The organism is Pseudomonadota bacterium (genome assembly GCA_016719885.1).
Lineage (GTDB): Bacteria > Pseudomonadota > Gammaproteobacteria.
In genome coordinates this window covers 1-23,661 of the sequence record JADJYF010000005.1, presented here as the reverse complement: position 1 = coordinate 23,661, position 23,661 = coordinate 1, and the positions used below count along the sequence as shown (strand labels likewise).

Sequence of the window (23,661 nt, the reverse complement as noted above, 5' to 3'; positions counted from 1 at the left end):
CGCCAGGCATGGAAAGGCGCGTGACCCGCGCGGCGCGCAACGCCGGCCCTCTATACTGCGCGTTCGTTCCCTGCGCCCGTGACGCCGCTCCATGTCCGCCCCAACCCTTCCCATCATCGGTATCGATACCGGCGGCACCTTCACCGATTTCGTGCTGCATGACGGCGTGCGCGTGCGCACCCACAAGGAATTGTCGACGCCCGACGCGCCGGAGCGCGCCATCCTCGCCGGGCTGCGCGCGCTCGGCGTGCTGGCCGAGGAGGCGCGCATCGTGCACGGCTCCACCGTCGCCACCAACGCGGTCCTCGAAGGCAAGGGCGCGCGCACCGTGTTCGTCACCAACCACGGCTTCGGCGACCTGCTCTCCATCGGCCGCCAGGCGCGCGCGGGACTCTATGACCTGACCCCCGCGCCGCCGCCGGTGCCGGTGCCGGCGGAGCTGTGCCTCGAAACCGGCGGCCGCTTCGGCGCCGATGGCGAGGTGGTCGAAGACCTCGACGTCGGCGAACTGGTGGCGCTGCGCCGCGCGGTGGAGGCCCTCGCGCCGGACGCGGTCGCGGTGTGCCTGCTGTTCGCCTTCCAGGATGATCGTTTCGAGCGCCGCATCGGCGAGGTGCTGGCCTCGCTGCCCTGTTTCGTGTGCCTGTCCAGCGAGGTATTGCCCGAGGTGCGCGAATACGAGCGCGGCATGGCGACCTGGTTGAACGCCTACGTCGGCCCGCTCATGCACCGCTACCTCAAGGCGCTGGCGAGCCAGGTCGCGCCGGCGCGCCTCGCCATCATGCAGAGCTCGGGCCTGAGCGCCGCACCGGACTTCGCCGCCCGTCACGGCGTGCGCCTGTTGCTGTCCGGCCCGGCCGGCGGCCTGCTGGGCGCGCGGCACGTCGCGAACCTGGCGGGATGTGAGCGCCTCCTTACTTTCGACATGGGCGGCACCTCGACCGATGTCGCGCTGATCGACGGCGAGCTCGGCTTGAGCGCCGAAGGCCGGGTCGGGCCGTTCCCGGTGGCGGTGCCGATGGTCGACATGCACACCATCGGCGCGGGCGGCGGCTCGCTGGCGCGGGTCGATGCCGCCGGGCTGTTGCACGTCGGGCCGCAATCGGCCGGCGCGATGCCGGGGCCGGCCTGTTACGGTCTCGGCGGCCAGGCCGCCACCGTCACCGACGCCAACGTGGTGCTGGGTCGCCTGCCCGCCGGCCTCGAACTCGGCGGCCGCCTGCGCATCGACGCCGAGGCCGCGCACGAGGCGGTGGCGCACGTCGCCGCGGCGCTGGGCGGCATGAGCGTGCACGATGCCGCCGCCGGCATCATCGCCATCGCCAATGATCACATGCAGCAGGCGCTGCGCGTGATGTCGGTCGAACGCGGCGTCGATCCCCGCGACTACACCCTGGTCTCGTTCGGCGGCGCCGGCGGCCTGCACGTGTGCGCGCTGGCCGACGCGCTAGGCATGACGCGTGCGCTGGTGCCGGCGCAGGCCGGCGTGCTGTCGGCGCTCGGCATGACGGTCGCGCGCGCCGGGCGGCATCTCGCCCATACCCTGCGGCGGCCGCTGGCAGCGCTCAGCGTCGAGGACCTCGAGCGCGGCCTCGAGCAGCTGGCCGCCGCTGGCATCGCCGATCTGCTGGCCGAGGGCCACGCACGCGACAGCCTGCGCGTGCGTCATGCCGTGGATGTCTGCTACCGCGGCCAGTCCCATGCCCTGACCCTGCCCTGGACCGACAAACCCGGCGTGGCCGCCGCGTTTCGCGCCGAGCACCAGCGTCGCTACGGCCATGCCCTCGAACGCGAGCTCGAGCTCGTCAACCTGCGCGTGGCGGTCGATGTCGAGGGCGCCGCGCCGGACTTTTCCGTGGCCGCCGAACCGGCCTTGAGCCTGCCGTCGACGCCCGACTCCGGCATGCCCCTCCACGACCAGGGGCAACTCGCGCCTGGCGAAATGCTGGCGGGGCCGGCCATTGTATTGAGCGCGGTCGGCACCACGTTCATCGAGACCGGCTGGCAGGGCCGGCGCGACGCGCTGGGCAATCTGCACCTCGCGCGCCCCATCCCCGCCTCCTGAATAAACTTCCGCGCGCCGCGGGCGCTAAGGACGGGAGCCCCGGCTGACATCCGGCCCGGTAAACAAATGCCAGATTCACCCTTGGCTTGCGTGCGATTGACGCAAAGCAACTGGAACATCTGGTCAAACGTGTGAAGATCGCGTTAACGTGCGACGCGCCCGGCCGACGAGACGCCACGCCGCTGTCGTCGCGCCGGACTTCGCTTTCAAGTTAAAGACCCAATTGGGGAGCATCATGTTGCAAGGACTCGTGGTTATGCCGTGGTGGGGCTATGTCCTCGTCGCGCTCGTATTCACCCAGATCACCATCGCCAGCATCACCATCTACCTGCATCGTCACCAGGCGCATCGCGCCGTCGACCTGCATCCGGTGGTGTCGCATTTCTTCCGCCTGTGGCTGTGGCTGACCACCGGCATGAACACCCGCGAATGGACCGCCGTCCATCGCAAGCACCACGCCGCGGTGGAAACCATGGAAGACCCCCACAGCCCGGTCGCCCACGGCATCAAGAAGGTGCTCTTGGAAGGCGCCGAGCTCTACCGCATCAACGCCAAGCGCCAGGATGTGCTGGACCAGTACGGCTACGGCACACCCGACGACTGGGTCGAGCGCCATTTCTACACCGGCCATGACAGCCTCGGCATCGGCATCATGCTGGTGGTGAACGTGCTCCTGTTCGGGCCGCTCGGGCTCACCATCTGGGCGGTGCAGATGGCATGGTCGCCGATCTTCGCGGCCGGCATCATCAACGGCATCGGCCATTACTGGGGCTATCGCAACTTCGAAACCGCCGACGCCTCCACCAACATCGTGCCGTGGGGCCTCATCATCGGCGGCGAGGAATTGCACAACAATCACCACGCCTTCGGCAGCTCGGCGAAGTTCTCGGTGCAGCCCTGGGAGTTCGATATCGGCTGGATGTACATCCGCATCCTCGAAACCTTCGGCCTCGCCAAGGTGCGCAAGCTGGCGCCGGCCAAGCCGGCGATCGACAAGGCCAAGTCCGCCATCGACTTCGAGACCCTGAAAGCGGTGGCCGGCAATCGCCTGCACGTGATGGCCGACTACGGCCGCATGGTGGTCAAGCGTGTGCACCGCGAGGAGTTGCGCAACGCGCCGGCGGCGGTGCGCCCGCAGTTGAAGCCGCTGCGCCGCCTGCTGCTGCGCGCCGACGAGCGTTTGAACGATTCGGAACGCGGCACCTTGCAGGACGCACTGCGCCACAGCCAGGCGCTGGAAGTGGTATACGGCTTCCGCCAGCGCCTGCAGGAAATCTACGAGCAACGCGCGGCGAGCCGCGAAAACCTCTTGAAGCTCCTGCAGGAATGGTGTCAGCAGGCCGAGACCACCGGCATCCAGGCCCTGCAGGACTTCGCCCACACGCTGCGCGGGTATACGCCGCAGGGCGCGGCGGCCGCCTGATCGCGGGCCTGTAGGTGCGAATTCATTCGCCTCTCGAACGCACCGCCAGCGCCCGGACTGCAAATGTCCGAATGAATTCGCACCCACACGAGAACAAGACCAAAAAAACCCGCCTTCGAGGCGGGTTCTTTTTTTGGGTCTCTCGACCCCGGCAAGCGATTACTTGATCTTCGCTTCCTTGTACATCACGTGCTGGCGGATGACCGGGTCGAACTTCTTGCGCTCCATCTTATCGGGATGGGTGCGCTTGTTCTTGGTGGTGGTGTAGTAGTGGCCGGTACCGGCGCTCGAGACCATCTTGATTTTGTCTTGCATGGTGGGGCTCCTTAGACTTTCTCACCGCGCGAGCGGATTTCCGCCAGCACCGTGTCGATACCCTGCTTGTCGATAATGCGCAGGCCCTTGGTGCTCACGCGCAGGCGCACGAAACGCTTCTCCGCTTCCACCCAGAACCGATGGTGCTGCAGGTTGGGCAGAAAACGCCGGCGCGTCTTATTGTTGGCGTGCGACACATTATTGCCGCTGACCGGCCGTTTCCCCGTGACTTGGCATACCCGCGACATGATGGCTTCCTGATAAAGGCCCGAAAAAGGGGAGCGATTCTATCCACAAAGCGGCGCCGATCCAAGCCCCGCGTACCGCCGCCCGCTCATGCCTCACAGCATGCCGAGCGCCGCCATCGACACCGCTTCGCGCTCGCCCACCACCAGGTGGTCGAGCACCCGGACGTCGATCAGCGCCGCCGCGTCGACGATGCGGCGCGTGATGGCGGCGTCGGCGGCGCTCGGCTCGGCCACCCCCGAGGGGTGGTTGTGGGCCAGGATCAGCGCCGCGCAATTGGTCTCGAGGCAGGATTTGACGATTTCGCGGGGGTGCACCGTGGCGCTGTCTATCGAACCGAAGAACAGCTCGCGCAGGCCGATCACGCGATGGCGGGTGTCGAGATACAGGCAGGCGAACACCTCGCGCTGGTAGGCCTTCATGCGTGACACGAGGTACTGGCTGGCGGCGCCGGGGTTTTCCAGCGGCCCGTCGCGTTCGAGGGTGCTGTAGACATAGCGTCGCCCGAGTTCCAGCGCGGCGCTGAAGGTCGCATAGGCCGCCGGTCCGCAGCCGGCCAGCGCGGTCAAGCGCTCGCGCCGCGCCTCCAGCAGCGCGCGCAGGCCGCCGCACTCGGCGAGCAGGCGGCGCGCCAGCGTCACCGCGTCGGCGCCCGCCACGCCGTTACGCAGCAGCACCGCCAGCAGTTCGGCGTCGCTCAACACCGTGCTGCCTTCGCGCAGCAGTTTTTCACGCGGCCGCTCGTCGGCCGGCCAATCCTTGATGGTCATCGTTCACCCCTCCCTGGGCGGTCTTCATCCGGTCGTTCCACGACCCGCCGCAAGTATATGGAAGCTCGACGCTTCCGGGTAATATCGCGCGTGATGGATGCCGCCACGCCGCCGAATGCCCTTGCCGCTCGCCGCATACTGCTGATCGTGAGCGGCGGCATCGCGGCCTACAAAGCGCCCGACGTGGTGCGGCGTCTGCGCGACGCCGGTGCCGAGGTGCAGGTGGTGATGACGCCGGCGGCCGGCGCCTTCATCACGCCCTTGACCCTGCAGGCGGTGTCCGGGCGCGAAGTCCGCGCCGAGCTGTTCGACCCGGCCGCCGAAGCGGCCATGGGCCATATCGAGCTCGCGCGTTGGGCCGACGCCATCGTCGTCGCACCGGCCACCGCCGATTTCCTCGCGCGCCTCAGGCTCGGCATGGCCAACGACCTCGCCACCGCCGTGTGCCTCGCCAGCGAAGCGCCGATCCTCGCCGCGCCGGCCATGAACCAGCAGATGTGGAAGCACCCCGCCACCCAGGACAACCTCGCCGCGCTCACCGCCCGCGGCGTGCGCTTGGCCGGCCCGGGCGCCGGCAGCCAGGCCTGCGGCGAAGTCGGGCCGGGGCGCATGCAGGAAGCGCATGAGATCTGCGCCGCCACCGCCGCCTTGTTCGAACGCGATCTGTTGACCGGGGTGCGCGTGCTGTTGACCGCCGGTCCGACCCGCGAGCCCATCGACCCGGTGCGCTACATCAGCAATCACAGCTCGGGCAAGATGGGCTATGCCATCGCCACGGCCCTGCGCGACGCGGGTGCGCGGGTCACGCTGGTCAGCGGCCCGACCATCCTGCCGCCACCGGCCGGCGTCACGCTGCTGCGGGTCGAAACCGCCAACGAAATGCACGACGCGGTGATGGCGCGCCTGCCCACCGACATCTTCGTCGCCACCGCGGCGGTCGCCGATTACCGCATCGACAATGCCGCCGCCAATAAGATCAAACGCAGCGACAGCGCCCTCGAGCTCAAGCTGGTGCCCAACCCCGACATATTGAAATGCGTGGCCGCCACCCGCCCGCCGCCGTTCACGGTCGGCTTCGCCGCCGAAACCAACGACGTCGAACGCCACGCGCGCGACAAGCTCGAGCGCAAGGCCATCGACATGGTGGCCGCCAACCTCGTCGGCGGCGCCGGCCTCGGCTTCAATGCCGACGACAACGAACTGTTGGTGATCTGGCGCGAGGGCTCGAAGCTGCTGCCGCGCGCCGCCAAGACCCGCCTGGCGCGCGCCCTGGTCGATGTCATCGCTGAGCGCTACGCCGCGCGCGCATCAGCCTAAGGGCCTGCGTGTAATTCAAGGAGTCGAACTTGTACACTTCCGACATCGACCAAGGGGCGGTCCGTGCGCGGCACGAGCTGGGCGTGTAAAGAATGAAGTTTCCCATCAACGCGGGCGCTGCCGCGGGGCTGCTGACGCGCATTCCTCGCGCCGCCATCGTCGCCATTGTGCTGGTGGCGGTGCTGGCGCTCGGCGGCCGGGTGCTGCTTCCCCTGCTCGGCGACGACACCAACGGCGGTACCACCGTCAGCCCGGCGTTCCAGAAATTCTCCGACGAACTGGCCGACAAGATAGGCCAGGCGTTCGCGCCCTACCACGCGGCGCTGAAGGATCTTGCCGGCCAGCCGGCCGTCATCGACGCCCTGCGTAACGGCAGCGACGACAGCCGCGCGGCGCTCGCCGCCGAGCTCGCGCCACGGCTCGACGGCGTGCTGGCGCTGCGCCTGCTGCCGGCCGATTACCGCGACCCGCAGCCGTCCGCCAAGCCGCCCATCACCTATGCCTCGGTGTCGATGCTCAATCGCGCCCGCGAAGAAGCCAAGGACGTGCCGATGGAGGCACATCTCGGCGGCACGCCCGACGCGCATCTCGTCATCATCAAGCGCGTCGAAGCGCCGGACGCCGACGGCCAGCAGGCCCTGGCCGGCTTCCTGCACCTGTCGCTCGATATCAATCTCCTGCGCAAGTCCCTCGACGCCGGCGCGCCCAAGCAAGCCTTCGTCGACATTCGCCAGGTCCCGGGCAACAGCGTCGCCGCCACCGGCGTCAAGCCCACCGGCGATGTGCCGACCACCAATTCCCACGTACCGAACTCGCGCTTCGTGGTGACGGTGGCGACCGCCGGCGCCGAAGCCCAGGCGCCGGAGAGCGAGGGCGGGCACGGCATGCTGCTGCCAGTGTTGGCGCTGGCCCTGGCCTGTGGCGGCGCGCTCGCGCTCATGCTGATGCGGCGCCGTGGCGGCACCGCGGCGGTCGTCAGCAACGACGACAGCGTGATCTTCAGCGGCGCCATCAAGGCCATACTCGACGGCAAGCATCCGGGGCTCGAGCAACTGCTGCCGGGCGCCGAGCGCGGCGGCGCCGGCGCGTCGATGTCGGCATTCGACCAGGCCATGGCGGCGCGCGCCGACGCCGACGACGTCACCCAGATCAAGAGCGCGCCGCCGGCCAGCGACGATCCGACCGTGCCGTCGGGCAGCTCCTCGGTGCTCGACATCGACCTCGATTTCAATCTTGACGTCGCGCTCGACGACACTCAACCCGGCCAGGGCAAAGTCGACCGTTCGGTGTTCCGTGCCTACGATATCCGCGGCGTGGTCGGCGAGACCCTGACCGAGGAAAGCGTCTACGAGATCGGCCGTGCGCTCGGCGCCGAGGCCGAAGCGCGCGGCCAGAAGACCGTGGTGGTGGCGCGCGACGGGCGTCATTCCAGCGAGCCGTTCATGCAGGCGCTGGCCAAGGGCCTGCTCGAATCGGGCCGCGATGTGCTCGACATCGGTCTCGCGCCGACGCCGGTGCTGTATTTCGCCACCCACTATCTCGACGCCCACAGCGGCGTGATGATCACCGGCAGCCACAATCCCGCCGAGTACAACGGACTTAAGATAGTGCTCGACGGCCAGACCCTGTCGGGCGAGGCCATCCAGGCCATACGCCGTCGCGTCGACAGCCGCGACTATGTCGAAGGCACCGGCTCGATGCAGTCGACCGACATCGTCGCCGAGTACATCCGTCGCATCAGCGAAGAGATCCCGGTGTCGCTCGGCGACGCGCTGAAGGTGGTGGTCGACTGCGGCAACGGCGTACCGGGCATGGTGGCGCCGGCCATCCTGCGCGCCATCGGCCACGACGTCGTCGAACTGTACTGCGATGTCGACGGCGACTTCCCCAATCACCATCCCGATCCTTCACTGCCGGAGAACCTCCAGCAGCTGATCAACGCGGTACAGGAAGAAGGCGCCGATCTCGGCCTTGCCTTCGACGGCGACGGCGACCGTCTCGGCGTGGTCGATGCCGAGGGCAACATCATCTGGCCCGACCGCCAGATGATCCTGTTCGCGCGCGACGTCCTGGCGCGCAACCCCGGCGCCAAGGTCATCTACGACGTCAAATGCTCGCGCCACCTGCCGCTCGAAATCGAAGCCGCCGGCGGCGAACCGGTGTTGTCCAAGACCGGCCATTCGATCATCAAGAACCTCATGCAGGACACCGGCGCGCTGTTGGCCGGCGAATTGTCCGGACACATCTTCTTCCGCGATCGCTGGTACGGCTTCGACGACGCCCTCTATGCCGCCGCGCGCCTGCTCGAGATCCTGGTCAACAGTGGCCACACGCCGTCCGAAGTGTTTGCCGCGCTGCCGGGTGGCCATGCCACGCCGGAACTGCGCCTGGACATGCCCGAATCCCGCCACGCGGAATTCATGGACCAGGTCATGAGCGCCACCGAGGAATTCGAGTACGCCGAAATCAACACGCTGGACGGCATGCGCGCCGATTTCGTCGATTCGTGGGGCCTCATCCGGCCGTCCAACACCACGCCCTGTCTGACCCTGCGTTTCGAAGGCGATGATGCCGAATCGCTGGAAGACGTGAAGAACCGCTTCCGCAAGATGATCAAGAGTATCGACGCCTCGCTCAAGCTGCCGTTCTGACGCCAACCGAAGTAGCCAACTCGTGACCGCCGGGCCTTCGAACCCGGCACTGGAAATACCGATGACGATCAATCTCAATGATGCGCCCAACGTGGCGCACGTGCTGACTTCGGCGCTGCCCTATATCCAGCGCTACCAGGGCAAGACCATCGTGGTGAAATACGGTGGCAATGCCATGACCGAGCAGCGCCTGAAAGCGAGCTTCGCGCGCGACGTCGTGCTCATGAAGCTGGTCGGCATCCATCCCATCATCGTGCACGGCGGCGGTCCGCAGATCGGCGACATGCTGAAGCGCATCGGCAAGGAATCGAAATTCGTCGACGGCATGCGCGTCACCGACGCCGAGACCATGGACGTGGTCGAGATGATCCTCGGCGGCCTGGTCAACAAGGAAATCGTCAACCTCATCAACCACAGCGGCGGCCGCGCGGTCGGCCTGACCGGCAAGGACGGCCCCTTGATCATCGCCCGTCAGCTCGGCACCGGCGCCGGCGCGCCCAAGCACGAGCTCGGCTTCGTCGGCGAAGTGTCCGGCATCAATCGCAGCGTGCTGGATTTCTTCGCCAGCGGCGCCTTCATTCCGGTCATCGCGCCGATAGGCGTCGGCCAGGACGGCGCGTCGTTCAACATCAATGCCGACCTGGTGGCCGGCAAGATTGCCTCGGTCATGCAGGCCGAGAAACTCATGCTCTTGACCAACACCGCCGGCGTGCTCGGTGAAGACGGACAATTGCTCAACAGCATCGATGCCGCCACCACGCGCCGGCTCATCGACAACGGCACCATCTCCGGCGGCATGCTGCCCAAGGTGCAGACCGCGCTCGACGCGGTCGATGCCGGCGTGCGCCGCGCGCATATCGTCGATGGCCGCGTCGATCACGCGGTGTTGCTCGAACTGTTTACCGACGAAGGCGTCGGCACGCTGATCGAATAGGCGTGAAGGGTTCCCGCAAGCAACAGATCCTCGAGGTGCTCGCCAGCGAACTCGAGACCAAGCCGGGTTCGCGCATCACCACCGCCGCGCTGGCGGCGGCGGTCGGCGTGTCGGAGGCGGCGCTCTATCGTCACTTCCCGAGCAAGGCGCGCATGTTCGAGGGGCTGATTGAATTCGCCGAAGACGTGATCTTCAGCCTCTTCAATCAGATCATGAGCGAGCAGCGCGAGGCGCGCACCCGCTGTTTTCACCTCACGGTGACGATGCTGCGTTTCGCCGAACGCAATCCCGGCATCTCGCGCATCCTGATGGGCGACATCCTGGTGGGAGAGCACGAACGCCTGCGCGCGCGGGTGATGAAGTTCTACGCGCGGGTCGAAACGCAGTTCAAGCAGGCATTGCGCGAAACGGCGCTGACCGATGACGCGGCGCTGGACAGCGCCACCGTCGTCGCCACCGCCAACCTGTTGGTGGCGGTGGTGGCCGGGCGGCTCGATCAGTTCGTGCGCAGTGATTTCAAGGCCAGCCCGACGGCCGACTGGGACAGCCAGTGGCGTCTGCTGTGCGCCGGCCTGTTCCCCGGCGCCTGAGGCTGGGAGCGAGCGAGCCGACTACTTGGCGGCGGGGGCGCCGCTGGCCGTCGCGGCGGGCGCGGGCGTTGCCGGCGTCGTCGCGGCGCTCTCGACCGGCGGCGTCTTGATGCCCTTCAGCTCGCGAAAGCGCGCGATGTCGACCGCGAAGCGCTCGCGGATCAGCTCCTGGTCGCGATGCTTGGTGTCGATGAACCTGCGGTTCTCGGCAATCTGCTCGCGCACGCTGTCGATGTTCTTGACCACGTCCGCCGTCGGCTTTTCACCGCGCCGCTCGACCTCCGCGGCGCGCTCGATCATCTGGTCGAGATTCTTCTGCAGCTTGTCGATGTGGCTTTCCACCAGGTGGATCTGCGATTCGAGATGCGCCACCTGGCCATCGCGGGTCAGCACCATGTCGTCTTCGGTGGCGAAGGTGTCCAGCAGTACGCGGTCCTGGGCGGCACGCCGCTTGGTGCTCTCGGCTTCCTGTTCCTTGGCCTTGCCGGCGGCGCGCTCGGCTTCGAGTTCCTCGAGGGTCTTGGCGCGGCCGGTCTCGCCGACGGTCACGCCGAACTTGTCCTTGGTCTCGCTGCCCTGTTGGGCGTATTCGGGCGGCACGGTATTGCCGCATTCACGCACGCCATCCTTGTTGTGCCAGCACTTGATGTGGCCGGGGGCGCTGCCAGTCTTCGCCGCGTGACTGGGCATGGCCAGCACCGACCCCAATACCGCGGCCAATACCAGCCGCATTCCCTGCTTCACGTCCTGCGTCATACCTTTGCGCCACCCTCGTGCCATGTAGCCAGACTCCGGCCAGTGTATCGGACGATCCGCCCTGCGACTGAATCGCGGCGTCGGCCGCCCTCAAACGCCGTATTCGGCGCGGTAGGCGGCAATCGCCGCCATCTGCCCTTCGTGCCCGCCCAAATCCTCGAGATATTCGAGAATGTCGGCGAGGCCGACGATGCGACCGACCGGGATGCCGTGGTCGCGCTGCACTTCCTGCGCGGCCGACAGCGTGCCCTTGCCGCGCTCCTGGCGATCGAGCGAGATCATGACCCCCACCGCTTCGGCGCCCGCCGCCTTGATCATCTGCATCGATTCGCCGACCGAGGTGCCGGCCGAGATCACGTCGTCGACAATCAGCACGCGGCCCTTGAGCGGGCTGCCGAGGATGTTGCCGCCCTCGCCGTGATCCTTGGCTTCCTTGCGGTTGAAGGCGAACGGCAGGTCGCGGCCGTGGTCGCGATAGAGCGCGATGGCGATCGCGGCGCCGAGCGGAATGCCCTTGTAGGCCGGCCCGAACAGGAGGTCGAAGCCGATGCCGGAGGCGACGATGGCGTCGGCGTAATAGCGGCCCAGATCCGACAGCGCCGCGCCGCTGTCGAAGGTGCCGGTATTGAAAAAGTACGGGCTCAATCGCCCGGATTTCAGCGTGAACTCGCCGAAGCGCAGCGCACCGCGCTGGAGCGCAAATTCAATGAAGTCGCGTTGATAGGCTTGCATGGTCGTCCGTCGGATGTGCGCCGTGGGTGGCTGCCGCTATGATACGCGCGCGTCGCGCGACTGACAGCCGCGACGCGTTCCACACCTATCAAAGCGAGGGCGCCATGCGCATCGTCAGTGCCAATCTCAACGGGATCCGTTCCGCCCACAGCAAGGGCTTCCACGACTGGCTGGCCAAACAGCGCGCCGACGTGGTGTGCATGCAGGAAACCAAGGCGCAGCTCGCCGACCTGTCCGATGCCATCCGCGCGCCGGCCAAGTGGCACACCTATTTCTGCGACGCCGAGAAGAAAGGCTACAGCGGCGTGGCGCTGTTCTCCCGTCACCAGCCCGACCGCGTCGTGACCGGCTTCGGCTGGGACGAGTTCGACAACGAAGGCCGGTACGTGCAGGCCGACTTCGGGCGCCTGTCGGTGGCCTCCATCTACCTGCCCTCGGGTTCATCGAGCGAGGAGCGGCAACAGGCCAAGTTCCGTTTCATGGCGCGCTTCATGCCGTGGCTGAAGGCACGCCTGGCCGAGGGCCGTGAATTCATCCTGTGCGGCGACTGGAACATCGCGCACAAGAATATCGATCTCAAGAACTGGCGTTCGAACCAGAAGAATTCCGGTTTCCTGCCCGAAGAGCGTGCGTGGTTGGATGAATTGTTCGACACGGTCGGTTTCGTCGACGCCTTTCGCGTCGTCAACCAGGAGGCCGACCAATACACCTGGTGGTCGAATCGCGGTGCGGCCTGGGACAAGAACGTAGGATGGCGCATCGACTACCACATCGTCACGCCGGGTCTGAAGCCCTTCATCAAGCAGGCCGCCATCTACAAGGACGAGCGCTTCTCCGACCACGCGCCGCTGACCATCGACTACGACATGAAGCTGGAGGATTTTGCGCTGTAGGTGCTTACGCTGTGGGTCAGACTTCAGTCTGACATTCGTACTCCGCGTTCGCCGGGAGTCGTGCGGCGGTGTCAGACTGAAGTTTGACCCACATGACAGTGTCTTAAGGTCAGCGCCGCCGAATGCGGTAAACCGCGATCTCCGCCAACAGGTTCGGCCACAGGCCCATGCCCGGCACCGCGCGGTGCTGGGAATCGACGGCCGCGCGCTCCAGCACTTCCAGGTGCTTGGCCGCGCACAGGTCCTCGAAGTCGCTCAAGGTGCACATGTGGATGTTGGGGGTGTCGTACCAGGTGTTCGGCAGGTGGCGCGTGACGGGCATGCGCCCGAGCAGGAACTGCGCGCGGCACTTCCAGTGGCCCATGTTGGGGAACGTGACGATGCTCTGGCGGCCGATGCGCAGCATTTCGTCGATGAGTTCGTGGGGGAAGCGCGTGGCCTGCAGGGTCTGGGTCATGATCACGAAATCGAAGGATTCCGCATCGAACTCCGAGAGGCCTGCATCGAGATCCGAATGGATGACATTCACGCCGCGCTTGATGCAGGACACGATGTTGTCCGGATCGATCTCGATGCCGTAACCGGTCACGCCCTTGTGCTCGGCCAGCGCCGCCAGCAATTGGCCATCACCGCAGCCGAGATCGAGCACGCGACTGCCCTCGGTGATCCAGTCGGCAATCAAGGCCTGTTCGGCGCGCAGCCCCAGCATGTTCATGGCGTGGTCTTGATGCGATCGAAGTACGCCCGCAGCACCTGGTGGTATTGCGGGATGGGCAGCAGGAAGGAGTCGTGGCCGAGCTCCGATTCGATGTCGACGTAAGACACGTCGAGATCGTTGTCGAGCAGCGCGCGCACGATTTCGCGCGAACGCTTGGGCGAAAAGCGCCAGTCGCTGGAAAACGAGATCACGAGGTAACTCGCCTGGCAGGCCGACAGCGCGCGGGTCAGGTCGTCGCCATACTCCGCCGCCGGGTCGAAATAATCGAGCGACTTGGTCATCAGGAGATAGGTATTCGCGTCGAAGCGGTTGACGAAGGATTCACCCTGGTAGCGCAGGTAGGACTCGATTTGGAACTCGACGCCGAAATTGAAATTGATCTTGCCGTCGCGCAGCTCCCGGCCGAACTTGGCATGCAGCACGTCATCGGAAAGATAGGTGATGTGGCCGACCATGCGCGCGAGGCGCAGGCCGCGCTCCGGCACCACGCCGAGCTCGACGTAGTGGCCGTCGTGGAATTCGGGATCGGAGCGGATGGCCTGGCGCGCGACTTCGTTGAAGGCGATGTTCTGGGTCGACAGGCGCGGCGCGGCGGCGATCACCACTGCGTGGCGCACGCGCTCCGGGAAATCCATGGTCCACTGCAGCACCTGCATGCCGCCCAGGCTGCCGCCCATCACCGCCGCCCATTGCGTGATGCCGAGCACATCGGCAAGGCGCGCCTGGCTGCGCACCCAGTCGCGCACCGTGACGATGGGGAAGTCCGGCCCGTAACGCTTCTCGGAATGGGGCTTGACCGCCAAGGGACCGGTCGAGCCGTTGCAGCCGCCGAGGTTGTTCGAGCACACCACGAAGAAGCGCTCGGTATCGAGCGGCTTGCCGGGGCCGATGCAGTTGTCCCACCAGCCCGGTTTGCGGCTGTCTTCCTCGTGATAGCCGGCGGCATGGGCGTCGCCCGACAGCGCATGACAGACCAGCACCGCGTTGTCGCGGGCCGCGTTCAGCGTGCCATAGGTTTCGTAACAAAGATCGTAGGACGGCAGCGTGACGCCGCAATCGAGCGCCAGCGCCTCGTCGAAATGCCGGAACTGCGGAACAACCAGGCCGACACTGTCGGCGGGCTTGGGTTCGGGCATGGAGGAATGTCGCAGGCTGGAGGGTGAATGACTGGGGGCGGAGTCTAAATACTGTGGGGCGGTGCCGCAATGGTGGGCCGTTGGCCGGACAGGCCACGGTCCATTGTGGGTCAGGCTTCAGCCTGGCAGCTTGGTCGAGGCGATGAATGCGGTGTCAGGCTGAAGCCTGACCCACAAAGAGAACCCAAATTACGAAACACTGTCGACCCACACCCCGCCCAGCTCCCCGAACCATGGCGGCGCGACGGTCGGCCTGGCTATCTGCACCACCTTGTTGCGCGAGGTGGCGCCGCGCAGCACCGTGACGGCCGCGCGCGCTGCGCCGAAGTCGTCAGCCAGCCAGCGGCACAAGGCTTCGTTGGCCTTGTCATCGACCGGCGGGGCGGTGATACGGACCTTGAGCGCGTCGTCGTGCAAGCCCTCGACGCCGTTGTGCCGCGCGCGTGGCTGGACCTTGAGTTCGAGGATCAAGGCGCCGGCCTGCCAGCGATACCAGGCCACGCGCGGCGCCGCGCTCAGAGCAGGGAATAGCCCGCGTCGCGCAGTGGCGCGACCGCCAGCAACAGCAAGAGCTGCAGCACGATCATGACCACCATCGGCGACAGGTCGAGACGTCCGCCGAGCGGCGGCAACACGCGTCGTGCCGGCCCGAGCAAGGGCTCGCTCAGCGCGTTGATGACGCCGATCACCGGGTTGTAGCCGCCCGGCGCCACCCAGCTCAACACGAACTGCGCGATGACCGCGCCCATGAAGATCCAGATGGTCTTGTTGACGATCTCGGCGACCGCCACCACCAGCAAGCCGCCGAACTTGGGCGACACGCCCACCACCAGCGCCACCAGCCAGGTATTGACCAACTGCAGGACCACGATCAGCAGCACCGAAGCGGTGTCGATGCCGGCCAGCGCCGGAATGTAGCGGCGCAGCGGCCGCAGCACCGGGTTGGTGACGGTGACGATGGCCTGGCACAGCGGGTTGTAGAAGTCGGCGCGCACTATCTGGAACAGCAGGCGCAACAGCACCGCGCTGATATACAGCCCGAACAGGGAGTCGATGAGGAACACCCCGGCATTGGAGAAATACCCGCTGCCCATCAGTAAGGGACCTCTCCGGCGAGTTCGCGGCCGCGATCGCGGGCGGCGCCCAAGGCGCGACGCACGATGCCGGCGAGATCCGCCTCGTTGAAACTCATGAGCGCCCGCTCGGTGGTGCCGCCGGGCGAAGTCACCTGGCGGCGCAGGGTGGCGGGCTCCTCGCCGGACGCCCGCGCCAGGCGCGCCGCGCCCTCGACGGTGGCCAGCGCCAGGTTGCGCGACAGCGCGGCCGGCAGCCCGAGATCGCTGCCGGCCTGTTCGAGCAGTTCCAGCAGCAGGAAGACATAGGCCGGCCCACTGCCGGACAAGGCCGTGACGGCGTCCATCAGGCTTTCATCGGCCAGCCATTCGGCCACGCCCACCGCCGTGAGCAGGCGATCGGCGAGCGCATGCTGCGCTTCGGACACCGCGGCGTTGGCATACAACCCGGCCGCGCCGCACCCGATCTGCGCCGGCGTGTTGGGCATGGCGCGCACGATCGCGCGGCCTTGTCCCAGCCAGGTTTCAAGATGACCCAAGGTGATACCGGCGGCTATCGACAGCACCAGGCTGGTGGGCGCGATGGCTGGCGCCAGCGCCAGGCACACATCGCGCAGCTGCTGGGGCTTGACCGCCAGCACCACCACGTCGGCGTCGGCGCAGGCGGCGCGGTTGTCGTCCGTCACCACCACGCCATAGCGCTCGGCGCACATCGCGCGACAGCTTTCCGCCGCATCGGCCACGCGAATACGCGACGGCGCGTGGCCACCGGCGATGAGGCCGCCGACCAGGGCGCGGCCCATGTTGCCGCCGCCGATGAAGGCAAACAAAGGTTCCATCAGTGTTGTCTTTGGCTGGGAGTTTCGAGTTTATCACGCACGTCGGTGTTAACCGCGCGGCCCGAAGATCACCGTACCCAGGCGCACCATGGTCGAACCCTCGGCAATCGCCGCTTCGAAATCATCGCTGGTGCCCATCGACAGCGTGTCCATGGCCAGCGGGCTGGCGGCCGCCAGCTCGCGCAATACCGCGAACGCGGCGCGCTGCGCACCGAAATCCGGATTCGGCGCCGGCAGCGTCATGAGACCGCGCAGCTTGAGGCGCGGCAGGCTCGCCACTTCCGCCGCCAGCGCCGGCAGGGCGTCGGCATTGATACCGTGCTTGCTGTCCTCACCACTGACATTGACCTGGATGAGGACATTCAGTGGCGGCAGGTGCTGCGGACGCTGGTTGTTGAGGCGCTCGGCGATGCGGATGCGGTCGATGGTATGCACCCAGCTAAAGTTGGCGGCGACATCGGCCGTTTTATTGCCCTGCACGGGACCGATGAAGTGCCACTCGATGGGGAGCGTGGCCAGCGCCTCGATCTTCGTCAGTGCCTCCTGAAGGTAATTTTCGCCAAAGGCCCGTTGGCCCGCGGCGTGGGCGCCCTCGATGGCACTGAGTGGTTGGCGCTTGCTGACGGCGAGCAAGGCGACGCTGCCGGGCACGCGATGATGTCGCGCTTCGTAGTCACGAATCGTTGCCTGTACCTTGGCGAGACGTTGTGCCAGTTCATGCATGTCCATCATGTATCGGCCACGCGCGGCCGTCCTCGTTGGTATGTATAGAGAGATCTTGGTAGAGTTTGGCCGCGCAGTGAAGGCTTTACCATCGCCCCGCGGCGCCGCACCGAAGAGGTCCGCGACGCACGCCACGCCCGCCCGCTCATTCGGACGGGAAAGTCACTGTCGATGAACAGCGCCATGAGGATTGCTTAATGGATATCGGTGAGCTGCTAGCTTTCGGCGTCAAGAACCGCGCTTCGGACCTGCACCTGTCGGCCGGACTGCCGCCCATGATTCGCGTCGACGGCGACGTCCGCCGCATCAACGTGCCCGCCCTCGATCACACCACCGTTCATGATCTCGTCTACGACATCATGAACGACAAGCAGCGCAAGGACTACGAAGAATTCCTGGAGTGCGATTTCTCCTTCGAGATCCCGGGGCTCGCGCGCTTTCGCGTCAACGCCTTCAACCAGAACCGCGGCGCCGGCGCGGTGTTCCGTACCATCCCCTCGGAGATCCTCTCGCTGGAGGATCTGAAGGCGCCCGAGATCTTCAAGAGCATCTCCGACTATCCGCGCGGCGTGGTGCTGGTGACCGGCCCGACCGGCTCCGGTAAGTCCACCACCCTTGCCGCGATGGTCAATCACAAGAACGAAACCGAGTACGGACACATCCTCACCATCGAGGACCCCATCGAATTCGTGCACCAGTCGAAGAAGTGCCTCATCAACCAGCGCGAAGTGCACCGCGACACCCACGGCTTCAACGAAGCGCTGCGCTCCGCCCTGCGGGAAGACCCGGACGTCATCCTGGTCGGCGAAATGCGCGACCTGGAAACCATCCGCCTGGCGCTGACCGCCGCCGAAACCGGCCACCTGGTGTTCGGCACCCTGCACACCAGCTCCGCCGCCAAGACCATCGACCGCATCGTCGACGTGTTCCCGGCGGAAGAAAAGGACATGGTGCGCGCCATGCTCTCCGAATCCCTGCGCGCGGTGATCTCGCAATCCTTGTTGAAGAAGGTCGGCGGCGGCCGCGTGGCGGCGCACGAGATCATGATCGGCACGCCCGCCATCCGTAATCTCATCCGCGAAAACAAGATCGCGCAGATGTATTCCGCCATCCAGACCGGCCAGCAATACGGCATGCAGACCCTGGACCAGTGCCTGCAGGGCATGGTGCAGAAGAATCTCGTGACCCGCCAGGAAGCGCGCCTGAAGGCGATGAACAAAGACAACTTCTAGCCGCGGCCCGCGACAGCAAGAGCCCGAAGTTTATGGGGTCGGCCTGACCCCGGGAGAGCGAGATGGAACGCGAACAAGCTATCAAGTACATGCGCGACCTTCTGACCCTGATGGTCGAGAAGAAAGGGTCGGATCTTTTCATCACCCGCGACTTCCCGCCCGCCATCAAGATTGACGGCAAGGTGACGCCGGTTTCCAAGACCAAGCTCACCCAGGACAACACCAAGGCGCTGGCCTACGCGGTCATGAATGACCGCCAGATCAAGGAATACGAAGCGACCAAGGAGTGCAATTTCGCGATCGCGCCGACCGGCATCGGCCGCTTCCGCTGCAATGCCTTCATCCAGCAAGGCGCCTGCGGCCTCGTGCTGCGTACCATCGAAACCGATGTGCCGACCATCGAAAAGCTCGGCCTGCCGCCGGTATTGAAAGAAATCGTGATGACCAAGCGCGGCCTGGTGATCATGGTCGGCGGCACCGGCTCCGGCAAATCGACGTCCCTCGCGGCCATGATCGATCACCGCAACGCCAACTCCTACGGCCACATCATCACCATCGAAGACCCGATCGAATACGTACACCCGCACAAGAACTGCATCATCATGCAGCGCGAAGTGGGCGTCGACACCGACGATTGGGACATCGCCTTGAAGAACACCCTGCGCCAGGCGCCGGATGTCATCCTGCTCGGCGAAATCCGCGATCGCGAAACCATGGAATTCGGCATCGCCTTCGCCGAAACCGGCCATCTCGCCATGGCCACCCTGCACGCCAACAGTTCCAACCAGGCGCTGGACCGCATCATCAACTTCTTCCCGGAAGAGCGCCGCTCGCAGCTGTTGATGGACTTGTCCTTGAACCTGAAAGCGGTGGTCTCGCAGCGCCTGATGAAAAAAGTCGACGGCAAGGGCCGCGTCGCCGCCATCGAGATCCTCATGAACTCGCCCTTGATCTCCGACCTCATCCTCAAGGGCGAGGTGCATGGCATCAAGGAAATCATGGCCAAGTCCAACGAGCTCGGCATGAAGACCTTCGACCAGGCGCTGTTCGACCTCTACGAAGCCGATCTCATCTCCTTCGATGACGCCCTGCGCAACGCCGATTCGCAGAACGAACTGCGCCTGCGCATCAAGCTCGAAGGCAAGGCGGCGCGCGGCCGCAACCCGCTCGAGGATGCCGGTGGCCTGCGTCTCGAAGAGACCGAGCAGGAAACGGGATTCGGATTCCTGCGCTAACCGACAGCCGTACCGCCTGGAGCATTCATGGACATCACCCCTTATCTGCACCTGCTGCGCGACAAGAACGGCTCGGACCTGTTCTTCACCGTCGGCGCGCCGGTCAAGATCAAGATTGAAGGCAGCATCAACTCGGTCGGCAAAACCCAGTTGACCGGCGAACTGACCAAGGCCGCCGCCTACGGGGTGATGAACAACCGACAGATCCAGACCTTCGAAGACACCATGGAGTGCGACTTCGCCATCGCCCTGCCGGACAAGTCGGCGCGCTTTCGCGTGAACGTGTTTCGACAGCGCGGCGAAGTCAGCATGGTGCTCCGGCGCATCCCCGCCGAGATCCCCGACATCGCCTCGCTGGGCCTGCCGGAGATCCTCTCCGAGCTCGTGATGGCCAAGCGCGGCCTGGTACTGGTGGTCGGCGCCACCGGTTCCGGCAAGTCCACCACGCTCGCGGCCATGATCAACGAGCGCAACCGCGCCATGAGCGGCCACATTCTCACCATCGAAGACCCGGTGGAGTTCTCGCACCCGAACCTGAAATCGATCATCAACCAGCGTGAAGTCGGCGTGGACACCCTGAGCTACCGCAACGCGCTCAAGGCCTCGTTGCGCGAGGCGCCCGACGTCATCCTGATCGGCGAAATCCGCGATCGTGAGACCATGGAGGCAGCGCTGGAACTGTGCAACACCGGCCACCTCGCGATCTCGACCATGCACGCCAACAACGCCAACCAGGCGATGGAGCGCGTGATCAATCTGTTCCCGCAGGACATGCACAAGCAGCTGTTCATGGATTTATCAATGAACCTGCGCGCCGTGATCTCGCAACGCCTGGTCAAGGCCGCTGACGGCAAACGCTGCGCCGCCATCGAGATCCTGGTCAACACCCCCCATATCGCCGACCTCATCCTCAAAGGCGAAGTGCACTCCATCAAGGAAGCCATGGAAGGCAGCGGCCAGCGCGGCATGCAGACCTTCGACATGGCGCTGCATAATCTTTTCAAGGAAGAGCGCATCAGCCTCGAAGAAGCACTGAGCAACGCCGATTCGCGGACCAATCTCGAGGCGAAGATTAATTTTGGGTGAGGTGCGCCAATCGTCGACGCCGCTTGTAAGCGGACGAGGCGCATGAACGCGACGCGAAGGCCACGCGTCTCATCGACGCACTTCTCCGCGTCAGCTCAATTGAAAAGCCGAGAGAGGGTGAGGCTGTGGAAAAGGACGAAGGGAAAACAGGCAGTTGCGCTAAATCTCCTGCGACCTTGCTAAGTTCTTATCATCGTAACGCGATAAAGCATCTTACATTGACGTCTGTCCCGCGCCGGGGTTTGACGTCGCGGTCTGCCAAACTAAGTGCAACACCTCTATCGCGCAAAGAGGGAGAGCCGGTGATACTGCCGGCATCCTCTTCCGCCAAGATCGGGGTGACAACATGAGATACCACCAGCTCTCCGAGCATGAACGATACGCTATCGCTCGCTTTCTTCGCCAGGGTTATTCCAAGCGCGCCATCGCCAGGCTTCTGGACAGACACCCATCCACCATTATTCGAGAACTCGAGCGTAACGCCACCCGCCACGATGGCGCCTATCGACCCGAGAAAGCCCAGCAGTACGCCGTGGCCAGGCGCCGGCGTTCCCGGCGCAACCTCCACTATGGCGCGCGCGACTGGGCGCCCATCGCCAACGCCATCCGGCGAAAATGGAGCCCCGCCCAGATTGTCGGACACGCCCGCCGACGCCAGAAACCCATCATGAGCGCCGAGACCATCTACCGCTATCTGCGGCGCGACCGACGTCAGGGCGGCGACCTCTGGCGAGACCTGCGCATCGTCTCCAAGTTTGGACGTAAGCGCCGCGGAAGCCCACAAACACGCGGAAGAATGGTCGGAAAGCGTCATATCGGTGAACGGCCTGCCGCCGTCGAGCGACGCCGGCAACGCGGGCATTGGGAAGGTGACACCGTCATCGGTGCCGACCAGCGCCACTGTATCCTGACACTGGTCGAGCGAGTCTCAGGCTTCACGGTTATCAAGAAGATGCTCGCCCGAAACATCGAGCAGGCCAACCAGGCCTTGCTACAGGCCATCAAGCGCCTCAATGCACACTTTCGCACCATCACACTCGATAACGGCACCGAGTTCCATGGTTATGAAGATATTGAGGATAAGACCGGCGTGCCCTTCTACTTCGCCACGCCTTATCACTCTTGGGAACGAGGCACCAATGAAAACACCAACGGACTCATCCGTCAGTACCTTCCCAAAGGTTCGTGCTTCAGGAAGCTAAACCAAGCGGACTGCGACAAGATTGCTAAAGAACTCAATAGCCGACCGCGCCAGCGGCTCGGATTCAAAACGCCGACCGAAGTATTCTTCGGTCGGTCCTAACGGTGTTGCACTTCAAAGTGGAATTCAAGCGTCCAGTTGATGTTAGGCGGCAGACAAGAGTGGCGGAGTACACGTGTCTATTACGCAGAACTAATCGCCTGTCCAGCCTGTTGACCAAGACACGATTTTTCACAAAGCACAAAACGCCTCTCGAAATCCGCCCCTCCACTGTGTGACTAGGCAACCTATTCCGTCCTTGCGAGAATCAACAGCCCGGACACAGCATTCCGGAGTCGCGCCGTCTAGGACAAGGACAGAGGAGTCACAACAAATGGACAACCGCACCCTAGCGCTCATTGGCGGGCTATGCCTCGCCATGAACGCCCAATCAAGCGTGCTGTATACCTATGAAGGCCCGAACTACGTCGAGATTAACGACGGCGCGACACTGGGTGCCTACACGACCAGTATGCATCTCGAAATCAAACTACAGTTCAGTGAAGCGCTAGAGCCAAACAGCGTAAGAGATTTCGGTGTCGAGCATCTCTTCACCCCTGGACTACCTCCCGAATTTTGGTCCGTCTACGACGGCCGTCATTACTGGGACTCAAATATTAGCGGGCCATTCGAAGACAATCCGCCCTGGGTGCCCCGGTTTGACGTCGCCCGGCTGCATACAGACGAACACGGCGCAATCAGTGCCTGGGATATCTTATTCGCTATCCACAACTACTATCCCATCGAGCACCCAGTATCGACGGTGCATCTTGTGTATTCCACATTCCCGCCATCCCAGCCGGAAACGCCCGCAACGCTGCACGACGTAGCAAAGGTATCTAACGCGGATCCGATTAAATTCGAGTTTGATGACGAAGCCTATACCAACCAGAGCGGAGCGTGGCGAGCCGTCCAAGTAGTCCCCCTTCCTGGCGGGGCATGGTTCGTAATGAGTGCCTTGCCAGTATGCCTTGCCATGGGTAGGCGCCGACTCGCGACCAAATTGGCGTCCTAGGCAAACGCAAAAAAGTGCGTCCGCCGCCTAACCAGCCGTTGGAGCGGACTGCTCCGCGCTGCGCGCTCCGCAGCCGCTCAACGGCGCGTTGGGCAGACACGAGAAAGCAAGTTCAAGTCTGAAACGCAGAAAAAGACCGAGCCAAGCGACCGGCCTTAGAGACCCAAACGAGACCTGCTCCGACGACCCCATCAAACATCGGGCGCCATGGCTTCCGACGAATTAGGACCAGGGCGTGCTCAATGGACTAGCCCGGCGCGAACCTAAGAACAGGGCGTGTTCGATGACTCAAGGACGACAACATCCAAACGCCAAGAGGATAATGCCCACAGGCCCCGAGGCGTCTCGCACAACGAGTCCGTTCGGCCTGGACAGGAATCATGAAGAGAACACACGTGTTCCAGACCTGATTGTCGCCCGGGTTCGAAGCTTGTCGACGCCGTCCAGCTAGCGTAACAATGACACGTCGGGTTGAAGAGGGCGTCCGCTTGAGGCCTTGGGCTCCGGAAACGCAAAGAAAGAATCAAGTGGCGCGCTGCCCAACAAAGCCGTTCGAGCGACGCCCCTTGCGCTGCGCGCGGTTGCGCCGCTCAACGGAACGTTAGGCAGCATCGCCTACCCCTCTTTCGGGGTGCAACTCATCGGAGGAACGAGTGACGACAGTACCAGAGG

The 23,661-nt window shown here is 64.9% G+C and carries 23 protein-coding genes; 12 read left to right on the top strand and 11 right to left on the bottom strand.

Features of this window, described 5'->3' with window-relative positions; all coding sequences use genetic code 11:
- Positions 1–91 precede the first annotated feature (91 nt).
- Both IPM80_05735 and IPM80_05730 read left to right on the top strand, forming a co-directional pair.
- Positions 92–2,065, top strand: a complete 1,974-nt coding sequence (locus tag IPM80_05735; protein MBK8957926.1) for a hydantoinase/oxoprolinase family protein — start codon at positions 92–94, stop codon at positions 2,063–2,065.
- 235 nt (positions 2,066–2,300) lie between these two features.
- Positions 2,301–3,488 carry a transposase gene (locus IPM80_05730; GenBank protein MBK8957925.1) on the top strand — a complete coding sequence of 396 codons (1,188 nt, stop codon included), beginning with the start codon at positions 2,301–2,303 and terminating at the stop codon, positions 3,486–3,488.
- Between the two features lie 159 nt (positions 3,489–3,647).
- Here the strand turns inward: IPM80_05730 and rpmG are convergent, their stop codons facing one another.
- The 3 genes from rpmG to radC form a co-directional block, all read right to left on the bottom strand.
- On the bottom strand, positions 3,648–3,803 hold the full coding sequence (rpmG, locus tag IPM80_05725; protein ID MBK8957924.1) for a 50S ribosomal protein L33: 156 nt from the start codon (positions 3,801–3,803) through the stop codon (positions 3,648–3,650).
- Between the two features lie 11 nt (positions 3,804–3,814).
- Positions 3,815–4,051 carry a 50S ribosomal protein L28 gene (gene rpmB / locus IPM80_05720; GenBank protein MBK8957923.1) on the bottom strand — a complete coding sequence of 79 codons (237 nt, stop codon included), beginning with the start codon at positions 4,049–4,051 and terminating at the stop codon, positions 3,815–3,817.
- A 93-nt stretch (positions 4,052–4,144) separates the two neighbouring features.
- Positions 4,145–4,819: a DNA repair protein RadC gene (gene radC, locus IPM80_05715; GenBank protein MBK8957922.1), complete on the bottom strand. Its 675-nt coding sequence runs from the start codon at positions 4,817–4,819 to the stop codon at positions 4,145–4,147.
- 93 nt (positions 4,820–4,912) lie between these two features.
- On the opposite strand from radC, the gene coaBC reads away from it, so the two are divergent.
- The 4 genes from coaBC to slmA all read left to right on the top strand — a co-directional run bounded on the left by coaBC (position 4,913) and on the right by slmA (position 10,311).
- Complete coding sequence (gene coaBC, locus IPM80_05710) at positions 4,913–6,136, top strand: bifunctional phosphopantothenoylcysteine decarboxylase/phosphopantothenate--cysteine ligase CoaBC (GenBank protein MBK8957921.1); 1,224 nt, start codon at positions 4,913–4,915, stop codon at positions 6,134–6,136.
- Between the two features lie 1,112 nt (positions 6,137–7,248).
- Positions 7,249–8,787: a phosphomannomutase/phosphoglucomutase gene (locus tag IPM80_05705; protein MBK8957920.1), complete on the top strand. Its 1,539-nt coding sequence runs from the start codon at positions 7,249–7,251 to the stop codon at positions 8,785–8,787.
- Between the two features lie 61 nt (positions 8,788–8,848).
- Positions 8,849–9,721, top strand: a complete 873-nt coding sequence (gene argB, locus IPM80_05700; GenBank protein MBK8957919.1) for an acetylglutamate kinase — start codon at positions 8,849–8,851, stop codon at positions 9,719–9,721.
- Complete coding sequence (gene slmA, locus IPM80_05695) at positions 9,718–10,311, top strand: nucleoid occlusion factor SlmA (GenBank protein MBK8957918.1); 594 nt, start codon at positions 9,718–9,720, stop codon at positions 10,309–10,311. Before argB ends, slmA begins: the two co-directional genes overlap by 4 nt.
- 21 nt (positions 10,312–10,332) lie before the next feature.
- Here slmA and IPM80_05690 read toward each other — a convergent pair whose 3' ends face one another.
- Together IPM80_05690 and pyrE are read right to left on the bottom strand one after the other, a co-directional pair.
- Positions 10,333–11,067 (bottom strand): hypothetical protein, encoded by a 735-nt coding sequence (locus IPM80_05690; GenBank protein MBK8957917.1) that lies wholly within the window; start codon positions 11,065–11,067, stop codon positions 10,333–10,335.
- A 90-nt stretch (positions 11,068–11,157) separates the two neighbouring features.
- Positions 11,158–11,799: an orotate phosphoribosyltransferase gene (pyrE, locus tag IPM80_05685; GenBank protein MBK8957916.1), complete on the bottom strand. Its 642-nt coding sequence runs from the start codon at positions 11,797–11,799 to the stop codon at positions 11,158–11,160.
- A 104-nt stretch (positions 11,800–11,903) separates the two neighbouring features.
- On the opposite strand from pyrE, the gene xth reads away from it, so the two are divergent.
- Positions 11,904–12,692 (top strand): exodeoxyribonuclease III, encoded by a 789-nt coding sequence (xth, locus tag IPM80_05680; protein ID MBK8957915.1) that lies wholly within the window; start codon positions 11,904–11,906, stop codon positions 12,690–12,692.
- Between the two features lie 109 nt (positions 12,693–12,801).
- On the opposite strand, the gene metW is transcribed toward xth, so the two are convergent.
- The 6 genes from metW to IPM80_05650 form a co-directional block, all read right to left on the bottom strand.
- Positions 12,802–13,392: a methionine biosynthesis protein MetW gene (metW, locus tag IPM80_05675; GenBank protein MBK8957914.1), complete on the bottom strand. Its 591-nt coding sequence runs from the start codon at positions 13,390–13,392 to the stop codon at positions 12,802–12,804.
- Between the two features lie 11 nt (positions 13,393–13,403).
- Positions 13,404–14,546, bottom strand: coding sequence for a homoserine O-acetyltransferase (locus IPM80_05670; protein MBK8957913.1), 1,143 nt, complete (start codon positions 14,544–14,546; stop codon positions 13,404–13,406).
- Positions 14,547–14,735: 189 nt separating this feature from the next.
- Entirely contained in the window at positions 14,736–15,047 is a 312-nt protein-coding gene (locus IPM80_05665) for a DUF167 domain-containing protein (GenBank protein ID MBK8957912.1), read from the bottom strand.
- 14 nt (positions 15,048–15,061) lie between these two features.
- Positions 15,062–15,640, bottom strand: coding sequence for a YggT family protein (locus IPM80_05660; GenBank protein ID MBK8957911.1), 579 nt, complete (start codon positions 15,638–15,640; stop codon positions 15,062–15,064).
- Positions 15,640–16,458 carry a pyrroline-5-carboxylate reductase gene (locus IPM80_05655; protein MBK8957910.1) on the bottom strand — a complete coding sequence of 273 codons (819 nt, stop codon included), beginning with the start codon at positions 16,456–16,458 and terminating at the stop codon, positions 15,640–15,642. The genes IPM80_05660 and IPM80_05655 overlap by 1 nt, the downstream gene beginning before the upstream one ends.
- Before the next feature lie 48 nt (positions 16,459–16,506).
- Positions 16,507–17,181, bottom strand: coding sequence for a YggS family pyridoxal phosphate-dependent enzyme (locus IPM80_05650; protein ID MBK8957909.1), 675 nt, complete (start codon positions 17,179–17,181; stop codon positions 16,507–16,509).
- 197 nt (positions 17,182–17,378) lie between these two features.
- Here IPM80_05650 and IPM80_05645 point away from each other — a divergent pair, with 197 nt between their 5' ends.
- From IPM80_05645 to IPM80_05625, 5 genes are all read left to right on the top strand, one after another.
- Entirely contained in the window at positions 17,379–18,413 is a 1,035-nt protein-coding gene (locus IPM80_05645) for a type IV pilus twitching motility protein PilT (protein ID MBK8957908.1), read from the top strand.
- 62 nt (positions 18,414–18,475) lie between these two features.
- The gene (locus IPM80_05640; protein MBK8957907.1) at positions 18,476–19,648 is read left to right on the top strand and encodes a PilT/PilU family type 4a pilus ATPase; all 1,173 of its coding nucleotides are present in this window, start codon (positions 18,476–18,478) and stop codon (positions 19,646–19,648) included.
- 27 nt (positions 19,649–19,675) lie between these two features.
- Positions 19,676–20,734 carry a PilT/PilU family type 4a pilus ATPase gene (locus IPM80_05635; protein ID MBK8957906.1) on the top strand — a complete coding sequence of 353 codons (1,059 nt, stop codon included), beginning with the start codon at positions 19,676–19,678 and terminating at the stop codon, positions 20,732–20,734.
- A 346-nt stretch (positions 20,735–21,080) separates the two neighbouring features.
- Positions 21,081–22,037: an IS30 family transposase gene (locus tag IPM80_05630; protein MBK8957905.1), complete on the top strand. Its 957-nt coding sequence runs from the start codon at positions 21,081–21,083 to the stop codon at positions 22,035–22,037.
- A gap of 271 nt (positions 22,038–22,308) precedes the next feature.
- Positions 22,309–22,989, top strand: a complete 681-nt coding sequence (locus IPM80_05625; protein ID MBK8957904.1) for a hypothetical protein — start codon at positions 22,309–22,311, stop codon at positions 22,987–22,989.
- The last annotated feature ends 672 nt before the right edge of the window (positions 22,990–23,661 follow it).

Excerpts from the sequence above, each read along its gene's own strand:
- IPM80_05735 (MBK8957926.1), top strand. The coding sequence starts at position 92 with ATGTCCGCCCCAACCCTTCCCATCATCGGTATCGATACCGGCGGCACC.
- IPM80_05730 (MBK8957925.1), top strand. The coding sequence starts at position 2,301 with ATGTTGCAAGGACTCGTGGTTATGCCGTGGTGGGGCTATGTCCTCGTC.
- rpmG (MBK8957924.1), bottom strand. The coding sequence starts at position 3,803 with ATGCAAGACAAAATCAAGATGGTCTCGAGCGCCGGTACCGGCCACTAC.
- rpmB (MBK8957923.1), bottom strand. The coding sequence starts at position 4,051 with ATGTCGCGGGTATGCCAAGTCACGGGGAAACGGCCGGTCAGCGGCAAT.
- radC (MBK8957922.1), bottom strand. The coding sequence starts at position 4,819 with ATGACCATCAAGGATTGGCCGGCCGACGAGCGGCCGCGTGAAAAACTG.
- coaBC (MBK8957921.1), top strand. The coding sequence starts at position 4,913 with ATGGATGCCGCCACGCCGCCGAATGCCCTTGCCGCTCGCCGCATACTG.
- IPM80_05705 (MBK8957920.1), top strand. The coding sequence starts at position 7,249 with ATGGCGGCGCGCGCCGACGCCGACGACGTCACCCAGATCAAGAGCGCG.
- argB (MBK8957919.1), top strand. The coding sequence starts at position 8,849 with ATGACGATCAATCTCAATGATGCGCCCAACGTGGCGCACGTGCTGACT.
- IPM80_05690 (MBK8957917.1), bottom strand. The coding sequence starts at position 11,067 with ATGACGCAGGACGTGAAGCAGGGAATGCGGCTGGTATTGGCCGCGGTA.
- pyrE (MBK8957916.1), bottom strand. The coding sequence starts at position 11,799 with ATGCAAGCCTATCAACGCGACTTCATTGAATTTGCGCTCCAGCGCGGT.
- xth (MBK8957915.1), top strand. The coding sequence starts at position 11,904 with ATGCGCATCGTCAGTGCCAATCTCAACGGGATCCGTTCCGCCCACAGC.
- IPM80_05670 (MBK8957913.1), bottom strand. The coding sequence starts at position 14,546 with ATGCCCGAACCCAAGCCCGCCGACAGTGTCGGCCTGGTTGTTCCGCAG.
- IPM80_05660 (MBK8957911.1), bottom strand. The coding sequence starts at position 15,640 with ATGGGCAGCGGGTATTTCTCCAATGCCGGGGTGTTCCTCATCGACTCC.
- IPM80_05655 (MBK8957910.1), bottom strand. The coding sequence starts at position 16,458 with ATGGAACCTTTGTTTGCCTTCATCGGCGGCGGCAACATGGGCCGCGCC.
- IPM80_05650 (MBK8957909.1), bottom strand. The coding sequence starts at position 17,181 with ATGCATGAACTGGCACAACGTCTCGCCAAGGTACAGGCAACGATTCGT.
- IPM80_05645 (MBK8957908.1), top strand. The coding sequence starts at position 17,379 with ATGGATATCGGTGAGCTGCTAGCTTTCGGCGTCAAGAACCGCGCTTCG.
- IPM80_05640 (MBK8957907.1), top strand. The coding sequence starts at position 18,476 with ATGGAACGCGAACAAGCTATCAAGTACATGCGCGACCTTCTGACCCTG.
- IPM80_05635 (MBK8957906.1), top strand. The coding sequence starts at position 19,676 with ATGGACATCACCCCTTATCTGCACCTGCTGCGCGACAAGAACGGCTCG.
- IPM80_05630 (MBK8957905.1), top strand. The coding sequence starts at position 21,081 with ATGAGATACCACCAGCTCTCCGAGCATGAACGATACGCTATCGCTCGC.
- IPM80_05625 (MBK8957904.1), top strand. The coding sequence starts at position 22,309 with ATGGACAACCGCACCCTAGCGCTCATTGGCGGGCTATGCCTCGCCATG.